This is a genomic window from Arthrobacter sp. TB 26 (assembly GCF_000427315.1).
In the GTDB taxonomy this organism is placed as follows: Bacteria; Actinomycetota; Actinomycetes; order Actinomycetales; family Micrococcaceae; genus Arthrobacter.
The window spans coordinates 1-8,814 of the sequence record NZ_AUPJ01000009.1 but is presented as its reverse complement, the minus strand read 5'-3'; the positions used below and the strand labels follow the sequence as shown (position 1 = coordinate 8,814).

8 protein-coding genes and 1 pseudogene are annotated in these 8,814 nt (G+C 66.9%); all 9 read left to right on the top strand.

The window, feature by feature from the left end; translation table 11 throughout:
- Positions 1-1,248: replication-associated recombination protein A (locus K789_RS0100195; RefSeq protein ID WP_024364983.1), on the top strand; the 1,248-nt coding region annotated here is incomplete at its 5' end.
- 142 nt (positions 1,249-1,390) lie between these two features.
- Positions 1,391-1,789, top strand: a complete 399-nt coding sequence (locus K789_RS0100190; RefSeq protein ID WP_024364982.1) for a hypothetical protein — start codon at positions 1,391-1,393, stop codon at positions 1,787-1,789.
- A 204-nt stretch (positions 1,790-1,993) separates the two neighbouring features.
- Positions 1,994-2,620 (top strand): 30S ribosomal protein S4, encoded by a 627-nt coding sequence (gene rpsD / locus K789_RS0100185; protein WP_024364981.1) that lies wholly within the window; start codon positions 1,994-1,996, stop codon positions 2,618-2,620.
- A 145-nt stretch (positions 2,621-2,765) separates the two neighbouring features.
- Complete coding sequence (locus tag K789_RS0100180; protein ID WP_024364980.1) at positions 2,766-3,140, top strand: DUF948 domain-containing protein; 375 nt, start codon at positions 2,766-2,768, stop codon at positions 3,138-3,140.
- Positions 3,141-3,160: 20 nt separating this feature from the next.
- Entirely contained in the window at positions 3,161-3,427 is a 267-nt protein-coding gene (locus K789_RS0100175) for a DUF6167 family protein (protein ID WP_024364979.1), read from the top strand.
- A 150-nt stretch (positions 3,428-3,577) separates the two neighbouring features.
- The gene (gene alaS, locus K789_RS0100170) at positions 3,578-6,256 is read left to right on the top strand and encodes an alanine--tRNA ligase (protein ID WP_024364978.1); all 2,679 of its coding nucleotides are present in this window, start codon (positions 3,578-3,580) and stop codon (positions 6,254-6,256) included.
- Between the two features lie 10 nt (positions 6,257-6,266).
- A complete protein-coding gene (gene ruvX / locus K789_RS0100165) occupies positions 6,267-6,881 on the top strand; it encodes a Holliday junction resolvase RuvX (RefSeq protein WP_024364977.1) in 615 nt (204 codons plus the stop codon).
- On the top strand, positions 6,862-8,568 hold the full coding sequence (mltG, locus tag K789_RS0100160) for an endolytic transglycosylase MltG (RefSeq protein WP_024364976.1): 1,707 nt from the start codon (positions 6,862-6,864) through the stop codon (positions 8,566-8,568). Before ruvX ends, mltG begins: the two co-directional genes overlap by 20 nt.
- Positions 8,565-8,814 (top strand): annotated as a pseudogene (locus K789_RS0100155) (shikimate dehydrogenase); the annotation flags it as partial. The gene mltG and the pseudogene K789_RS0100155, both read left to right, overlap by 4 nt.

Genomic DNA, 8,814 nt, shown 5'->3' with positions numbered 1-8,814 from the left:
GCCGGCACGGACGCCACCGGCCCCGCAGGACCCAGCTCGCTGATCCTCTGGGGGCCGCCCGGCACCGGAAAAACCACGCTCGCGCACGTCATCGCCAAGGGCCCCGGCCGGAAGTTCGTCGAGCTCTCCGCCATTACCGCCGGGGTCAAGGACGTCCGCCGCGTCATGGAGGAAGCCCTCACCGCCCGGGACCTCTTCAAGACCACCACGGTGCTGTTCCTGGACGAGATCCACCGCTTCAACAAGGCCCAGCAGGATGCCCTCCTGCCCGGTGTCGAGAACCGCTGGGTGGTCCTGGTCGCCGCGACCACCGAAAACCCCTCCTTCTCCGTGGTGTCCCCGCTGCTGTCGCGGTCCCTGTTGCTGACCCTCAAACCGCTCACCGACGCCGACGTTGAGGGACTGCTGCTGCGGGCCGCGGTCGACCACCGCGGCCTCGACGGCAAGGTGGAACTCACCGACGAGGCACTGGGCCATCTCGTCCGGCTCTCCGGCGGGGATGCCCGCCGGGCGCTGACCGCGCTTGAGGCGGCGGCCGGCGTCGCCTTCGGGGACGCGGACGACACTGAGGGAATCTCCGGGGCGGCCTCCGGGGCGGCCGGGGACGCTCCCGTGACGATCGAGCTCAAGCACACCGAACGGGCCCTCGACGTCGCCTCGGTTCGCTATGACCGCGCCGGCGACCAGCACTACGACGTCGCCAGCGCCTTTATCAAGTCCATCCGGGGTTCCGACGTCGACGCCGCCCTGCACTACCTCGCCCGGATGCTCGAGGCGGGGGAGGACCCGCGGTTCGTGGCCCGGCGCATCGTCATTTCCGCGGCCGAGGACGTTGGTATGGCCGACCCGACGGCGCTGCAGACCGCGGTCGCCGCCGCCCAGGCGGTGCAGCTGATCGGCATGCCCGAAGGCCGCATCATCCTGGCCGAGGCCGTGGTCCACCTCGCCACCGCACCAAAATCCAACGCCGCGTATATGGGGATCAACCAGGCGATCGCGGATGTCCGCGCCGGCCTCGGCAACGGCATCCCCGCGCACCTGCGGGACGCCCACTACCCCGGATCCAAACAGCTGGGCCACGGCAAGGGCTACAAATACGCCCACGACGCGCCGCACGCCGTGGCCACCCAGCAGTACCCGCCGGACGACCTGGTCGGCCGCAACTACTACGAACCCACCGCCAATGGCGCCGAGCGGGACATTTCCACCCGGCTGGAGCGGCTCCGCAGGATTATCCGGGGCACGTGACCGCGGGCCCGGAAATTGCCCGTTGACTTCCGGTGCATGAGGTCTAACGTGGATTTAAGTCGGACCTCAGGTCGGCGACCGGCATCGCCGGACCCTCTCATCACACCGGCACCATCACTGAAGTTCCTAGGTCGTGTGTCCCATGCCCGTAAATTACGTCACAGCCCTGGCAGTCAAGTCCTTTGATGTACCGGACAAGAAGCGGTGCCCGGACAACGCCGAATTCGACCTTGTCACCGTGAACGACTTCTCGGTGGCGCGGCTCATCCTCGGCCCCGGTTGGCGGTGGTCCGAATCCATCAGAGACTTCGAGGCGACCGAGGTGTGCCAGCACCACCACCTTGGGTTCTGCATCTCCGGGGTCATGGAAGTGGAATCCGCCGACGGGCTGCACTCCACGATCCAGGCCAACGACACCTATGCGATTCCGCCGGGCCACGATGAATGGGTGGTGGGAACCGATCCGTTCGTGGCCGTTGAGTTCCTGGGCGCGGCATCCTTGGGCCGGCGCTCCGGCAGGGGTGTGCACGCCAGGACCTGACCGGCCGCCCGGGCGGCCGGTGCCGGCATGGTAAGGTTGTTCGTTGTCTGGCAAGGCACGGACGCACAATCCACCTGATTTCGGCATTTTATGCTGTGCAGATGGGTTTGCCCTGTGCCCAGTAGCAAAAGGCAGCGGTTGGCCGATGCTCTCCATCGTGGAGGCCAGTAACACTGACACACCGCAGATATTGGAAGGACACAAGTGGCTAACAACACTCGTGCTCGCCGTACCGCACGCCTTTCGCGTGCACTCGGCATTGCTCTGACCCCCAAGGCCGCCAAGTACATGGAGCGCCGCCCGTACGGCCCCGGTGAGCATGGCCGTGCCCGCAAGAAGCAGGACTCCGACTACGCCGTACGTCTGCGCGAAAAGCAGCGTCTGCGCGCCCAGTACGGCATCCGCGAAGCCCAGATGACGCGTGCCTTCGAAGAAGCACGCCGCACCAAGGGCCTGACCGGTGAAAACCTGATCGAACTGCTCGAAATGCGTCTCGACGCCCTCGTGCTGCGTGCCGGCTTCGCCCGCACCATCGCCCAGGCCCGCCAGCTGGTTGTCCACCGCCACATCCTGGTCGACGGCATCCGCGTTGACCGCCCGTCTTTCCGCGTCTCTGAGGGCCAGCTGGTCCACGTTCACAGCCGCAGCGAGTCCATGCCTCCGTTCCAGGTTGCAGCAGCCGGCGCTCACCGCGACGTCCTGCCGATGGTTCCGGCATACCTGGACGTCAAGCTTGACGCCCTGCAGGCACGCCTGGTCCGTCGCCCGAAGCGCTCCGAGGTCCCCGTGACCTGCGAAGAGCAGCTCGTCGTGGAATTCTACGCACGCTAGATCCAGCGCGACACCTTACAAAGAAGCCCGTGGCAAGCGCCGCGGGCTTCTTTGTATGTAAGGTACTTGGGGGAGTTCTGCGGTTGCCGGCTGTGTCAGCCGGCGGCGCCCGCAGGGACACGACGCAACAAGGAGATGAACGACTATGACTGGTGGCGATATTGCCGGCCTGATCGCGGCCGGAGTGTTTGCACTGCTGGTCCTGCTGCTCGCCGTGCCGATCCTCAAGCTCGGGGGAGTGTTTGACGAAGTACGGACCTCCATCCGTTCCATCAGCGACGGCGCCACGCCGCTCATGGACGAAGTCACGGCGACCGTTTCCACGACCAATGAGCAGCTGAAGAAGGTCGACGGGATCGCGAACAACGTCTCCGACGCCTCCGCCAACATCTCGGCGCTGTCCTCGCTCGTGGCCGCCACTGTGGGTTCGCCGCTGATCAAGGTCGCCTCCTTCAGCTACGGCGTGCGCTCGGCCTTCACCGCCCGTAAAAAGCCCGCCACCGGCCGCCGCAGCCGCTAATTCCAGCTGGAGAACCTGACATGAACAGAATCATCTGGATGGGACTCGGCGTCGCCATCGGCGTCATCGCGTTCCGCAAGATCACCGAAGCGCAGTCCAACCTGGGCCCCGAGGGGCTCAATCGGGCGGTTGGCCGGCTCGCCGACGGCCTGTACGACTTCGCCGACGCCGTCCGCGAGGGCATGAACGAGCGCGAGACGGAACTCCGGGCCGCCCTGGGTATCGACGCGGGCCTTGAAATGGCCGTCAGCAAGGGTGCCGCCGGCCGGGATGCAGTCCGGCGCTAGCCGGGAGAGAATGAGGAATAAGGCGGCACCCGCACACAGGGCCGCCGGCACGGCCGAAGGCCGGGACCAGACCGTTCCGCGGACCACACGCGTGAACACGAACGCAGTGAACATAAACGCAGTGAATATTGAAGGGTAAGTAATCAGCTCATGAAGTCGCAGGAGATCACCAAGCGCTGGATCGACTTTTTTGTCAGTAAGGGCCACACGGCGGTTCCCTCCGCCTCCCTGGTCTCCAGCGACCCTTCCCTGCTGTTCACAGTGGCCGGCATGGTCCCGTTCATCCCTTACCTGACCGCCCGGGAGGAAGCCCCCTACAAGCGCGCCACGAGCGTGCAGAAGTGCATCCGGACCGGCGACATCGAGGAAGTCGGCAAGACCGCCCGCCACGGCACCTTCTTCCAGATGTGCGGCAACTTCTCCTTCGGCGACTACTTCAAGGAAGACGCCATCAAGTTCGCCTGGGAACTGCTCACCACGGGCGTTGACGACGGCGGGTACGGACTGCCCCCTGAGCGCCTCTGGGTCACCGTCTACGAAGAGGACGACGACGCCGAGCAGCTCTGGCTCAAGAACACCGGTATGCCCGCCGAGCGGATCCAGCGGATGGGCAAGGCGGACAACTACTGGTCCACCGGCCAGCCCGGCCCGGCCGGCCCTTGCTCCGAGATCTACTACGACCGCGGCCCCGCCTACGGCGTCGAGGGCGGCCCGATCGCGGACGAGAACCGCTACGTGGAAATCTGGAACCTCGTGTTCATGCAGTACCAGATCGACAACGTCCGCTCCAAGGTGGACTTCGACATCACCGGCGAACTGCCCAAGAAGAACATCGACACCGGCCTCGGCATGGAGCGCCTTGCGATGATCCTGCAGGACGTCGAGAACATGTATGAGACAGACCAGGTCCGCCCCGTCATCGACAAGGCCGCGGCCCTCTCCGGGCGGGAGTACACCTCCGCCGAGTCCGCGGCTGACCCGCACCACACCGACGACGTCCGGATGCGCGTCGTTGCCGACCACATCCGCTCCTCCCTCATGCTGATCGCCGACGGCGTGACCCCCTCCAACGAGGGCCGCGGCTACGTGCTGCGCCGCCTGATCCGCCGTGCCGTGCGTTCCATGCGACTGCTTGGCGTCGAAAAAGCCTGCCTGCCCGAGCTGCTGCCCGCCTCACGCGACGCTATGAAGGGCGTCTACCCGATCGTGGAGACGGACTTCGACCGGATCAGCCGGATTGCCTATGCCGAGGAGAAGGCGTTCCTGCGCACCATCGCGTCCGGCACCGCCCGGCTCGAGGACGCCGTCAAGGAGTCCAAAGCCGCGGGCCACCCGCTCTCCGGCGCCGATGCCTTCGCCCTGCACGACACCTATGGCTTCCCGATCGACCTCACGCTCGAAATGGCTGAGGAAGCCGGGCTCAAGGTCGACGAGCCGGAGTTCCGCAAGCTCATGCTCGAACAGCGCCAGCGCGCGCAGGCCGACGCCAAGGGCAAAAAGGGCTCCCACGCCGACCTCAGCGCTTTCCAGGAGCTGCTGTCCGCCGGAGAGACTGTTTTCACCGGCTACACCGAGCTCACCGGTGAGTCCAAGGTCCGCGGCATCCTCGCCGGCGGCCGCAAGGTTTCCCAGGCGTCCACGGGCGAGGAAATCGAACTGGTCCTCGCCGAGACCCCCTTCTACGCCGAAGCCGGCGGCCAGGCCGCCGACACCGGGCTGATCACCGGCGACGGCTTCGTCGTCGAGGTCCTCGACGTCCAGCGCCCGATCAAGGGCCTGAGCGTGCACAAGGCAATTGTCCGCGAAGGCGAAATCAGTGCCGACTCCCTCGTCCAGGCAGCCGTGGACCGCGAACGCCGGCACGCCGCCGAGCAGGCCCACACCGGCACGCACATCGTGCACGCCGCCCTGCACCAGATCCTCGGCCCGGAAGCGCTGCAGCGCGGCTCCTTCAACAAGGCCGGCTACCTGCGCTTCGACTTCGCCTGGGGTGAAGGCCTGAGCCCCGCCACCCGGTCCGAAATCGAGGAAGTCTCCAACATCGCCATCCGCAACAACTACCGGGTGGAGACCAGGATCATGGGTCTCGCCGAGGCCAAGGCCCTCGGCGCCATGGCGCTCTTCGGCGAGAACTACGGCAACGAAGTCCGGGTCGTGGAGATCGACGGCGCCTGGTCCCGTGAACTCTGCGGCGGCACCCATGTCGAGAACACGTCCCTGATCGGCAGCCTGTCCCTGCTCGGGGAGCAGTCCGTCGGCTCGGGAAACCGCCGTGTCGAGGCCTTCGTCGGTATGGACGCCTTCCGGCACCTCGCCGCCGAACGCGCGCTGGTGACCGAACTCACCGACATGCTTAAGGTTCCCTCCGGTCTGCTCGCGGACCGGATCGCCACCACGCTGACCAAGCTCAAGACGGCGGAGAAGGAACTTGAGCGCCTGCGCAAGGAGCAGCTCACGGCAGCCGCCGGGCAGCTCGTGGGGACCGCCAAGGACGCCGCCGGCATCAAGGTCATCGCCCACGACGCCGGCCAGGTCAGCGGCGCGGACGACCTGCGCGGCCTGGCCCTGGACCTGCGGACCCGCCTCGGCTCCGAGCCGGCCGCCGTCGCAGTCGCCGGAGTCAGCAACGACCGCCCGGCCATCCTGATCGCCACCAATGAAGCCGCCCGGACGGCCGGGGTCAAGGCGGGGGCCCTGGTGCGCCTCGCCGCCGGAATTCTGGGCGGCGGCGGTGGCGGCAAGGACGATGTCGCCCAAGGCGGCGGCACGGACACCGCCAAGGTCGGCGCGGCACTCGCCGCCGTCGTGGACGCCATTACCCGGCGATAGCGGACGAGCCGTGAACGAAGCTGCTGTGCCCGGCGACTACCCCCTCGGCGTCAAGCTCGGGGTGGACGTCGGGACCGTCCGGGTCGGCGTCGCGGTCTGTGATCGTGACGGCATCCTGGCCACCCCGTTGCGCACCCTCGAACGGAACGCGAAGAAGAACACCGACGTGCGGATCATCGCGGCCCTGGCCGTGGAACTCGGTGTCGTGGAGATCTTTGTCGGCCTGCCGCGGACCATGAAAGGCGAGGAACATGCCTCGGCGCGGATGGCCACGGATTACGCAAAACTACTGGCGGGTAAACTGGGGGAGAGCGGTTCCGGGGTGCCGGTCCGGCTGGTCGATGAGCGGCTAAGCACAGTGTCGGCCCACCGGCACCTGCACGAAGCTGGCATGAGCAGCCGGAATCACCGTAAGGTAGTTGATCAGGTTGCGGCCGCAGGTATCCTGCAGCATGCGATCGATATGCAAAAGGCCAGGGGGACGGAGGTCGGAAGCCGCGTATACGCGGAGTCCGCACCGGGGCCAACCGGGGATGGCGCACACGCCAGCCCGGCACTAGACGAGCATTCTGCACCACGCATTCTGCCCAAAATGGAAGGCTACAGTGAGCCCGGTCAACAGTGACGACTCCTCCGGTGATGCATTCGGCGGCGCCGGCCGACCGCTGACGCGCAAGGAGCTCAGGGCCCAGGAGAAAGTCCAGGCGACCCAGGGCCACGACGTTATCCCGCCGCAGGCTTTCGAGACCGGCGAGGACACCCCGGCGGCTGCGCCCCACGCCGCGAACGATTCCGTCCCCGAAACCGATGCCCCCGTCCAGCCGGAACCCGTCCAGCCGGAGCCGGTCCAGCCCGAGCCGGTCCAGCCCGAGCCGGTCCGGCCGGAGCCCGTCAGGGCGGCCGACGCGCCGGACCTGCCCACCGCAGCTCCCACCGTTCACGAAGAGCCCGTCCAGGACGAACCCGTGCACGAACCGGCTGACAGCGAGCCCGTGCACTACGAACCCGTCCACGAGTACGCGGGCGGCATTTCCCATGCGGACGCCGTCCGCCATGAAGCCGACGTTCCGCCCGGCTACGAACGCCACCACGACGCTGAACTCCACGACGGCCGCCCCGACGAGGGCCACCACGTGTACGACGGCGCGGACGGACACCCTGCCGACGACACCCCCGCCGACTACCAGCACGAGGAAGACGGCCGCGTGTTGCTGGCCGGAGGTGCCGCCATCCGCACGTCCAAGGGCCCCTCCAAGAAGGTCCGCCGCCGGCGCCGGTTCCTTGCGCTGTTGCTGACGCTGACCGTCTTCGTCGTGGCAGTCGCCGTCGGCGCGCAGTTCCTGAAGCCCCTCCTGGGCGGGGACACGGCGGCCGATTACCCCGGTCCCGGAACCGGCGAGGTCATCATCACCGTGCCGCCGGGCTCCGGACCCAAGTCCGTGGCCACACAGCTCCAGGAAAAGAAGGTCGTGGCGAACGCCGACACCTTCCTCAAGGAATTCATCGCCTCCGGCGGGGCGCTCGCCCCCGGAGACTTCACTATGCGCACCGAGATGAAGAACTCCGACGCCGTGGCCATCCTGCTGAACAAGGACAAGGGCAAGGTCATGTACTTCGCTCTCAGCGCCGGGCTGCGAATCGGCGAATCGCTCCAGGCCATCTCCGAGGGCAGCGGTGTGCCCGTTGCCGAACTCAAGGCGCTCAACGAATCGCCGGCCCAGTTCGGTGTGCCGGCAAAGGCCAAGAACCTCGAAGGCTTCCTCGCCCCCGGCGAGTACCGGTTCCCGCTCGGCACCCCCGCGAAGGACGTGCTGCGAAAGCTCGTGAACACCACCCTGGACGAGCTCAAGTCCCAGGGAGTGACGGATCCGGTTAAGCAGTACGACGTCGTTACCGTCGCCAGCATCGTCCAGGCCGAGGGCGGCCAGGCGGAATACGGCAATGTGGCCGGCGCGATCTACAACCGGCTCAAGCCGAACAACACCGAGACGAACGGGCTGATCCAGTCCGACGCCACGGTGACCTACGGGCTCGGCATCAAGAGCTTCCACATCGACGAGGCCCAGAAGTCCGACAAGTCCAACCCGTACAACACCTATGCCAACCAGGGCCTGCCGGTAGGACCGATCGGCTCACCGGGCAAGACGGCCATCGACGCGGCGGCCAAGCCCAAGTCGAATGAATACCTCTACTGGGTGACGATCAACCTGGACACCAAGGAAACCCTGTTCTCCAAGACACTGGCGGAGCACAACACCTACGTCGCCAAGTACAACGCCTGGTGTGAGGCCAACCCCGGACGCTGCGTATGACGCCCCGGGCTGCCGTACTGGGGCACCCGATCAGTCATTCGAAGTCTCCGGCGCTGCACCGCGCGGCCTACGCCCACCTTGGGGTCGAGCTCGACTACTCGGCGGTCGACGTGACAGAAGACGCGCTGCCGGCCTTTATGGCCCGTGTCCGCGAGGACGTGCGGCAGGGGGGAACCTGGCGCGGGCTGTCGGTCACCATGCCGCTGAAGTCCGCCATGGTCCGCGAAGTCGATGAGGTCCGCGGCG

Bases quoted from the DNA above. Each gene is read 5' to 3' on its own strand.
- K789_RS0100190 (WP_024364982.1), top strand. From the start codon at position 1,391: ATGCCCGTAAATTACGTCACAGCCCTGGCAGTCAAGTCCTTTGATGTA.
- K789_RS0100180 (WP_024364980.1), top strand. From the start codon at position 2,766: ATGACTGGTGGCGATATTGCCGGCCTGATCGCGGCCGGAGTGTTTGCA.
- K789_RS0100175 (WP_024364979.1), top strand. From the start codon at position 3,161: ATGAACAGAATCATCTGGATGGGACTCGGCGTCGCCATCGGCGTCATC.
- alaS (WP_024364978.1), top strand. From the start codon at position 3,578: ATGAAGTCGCAGGAGATCACCAAGCGCTGGATCGACTTTTTTGTCAGT.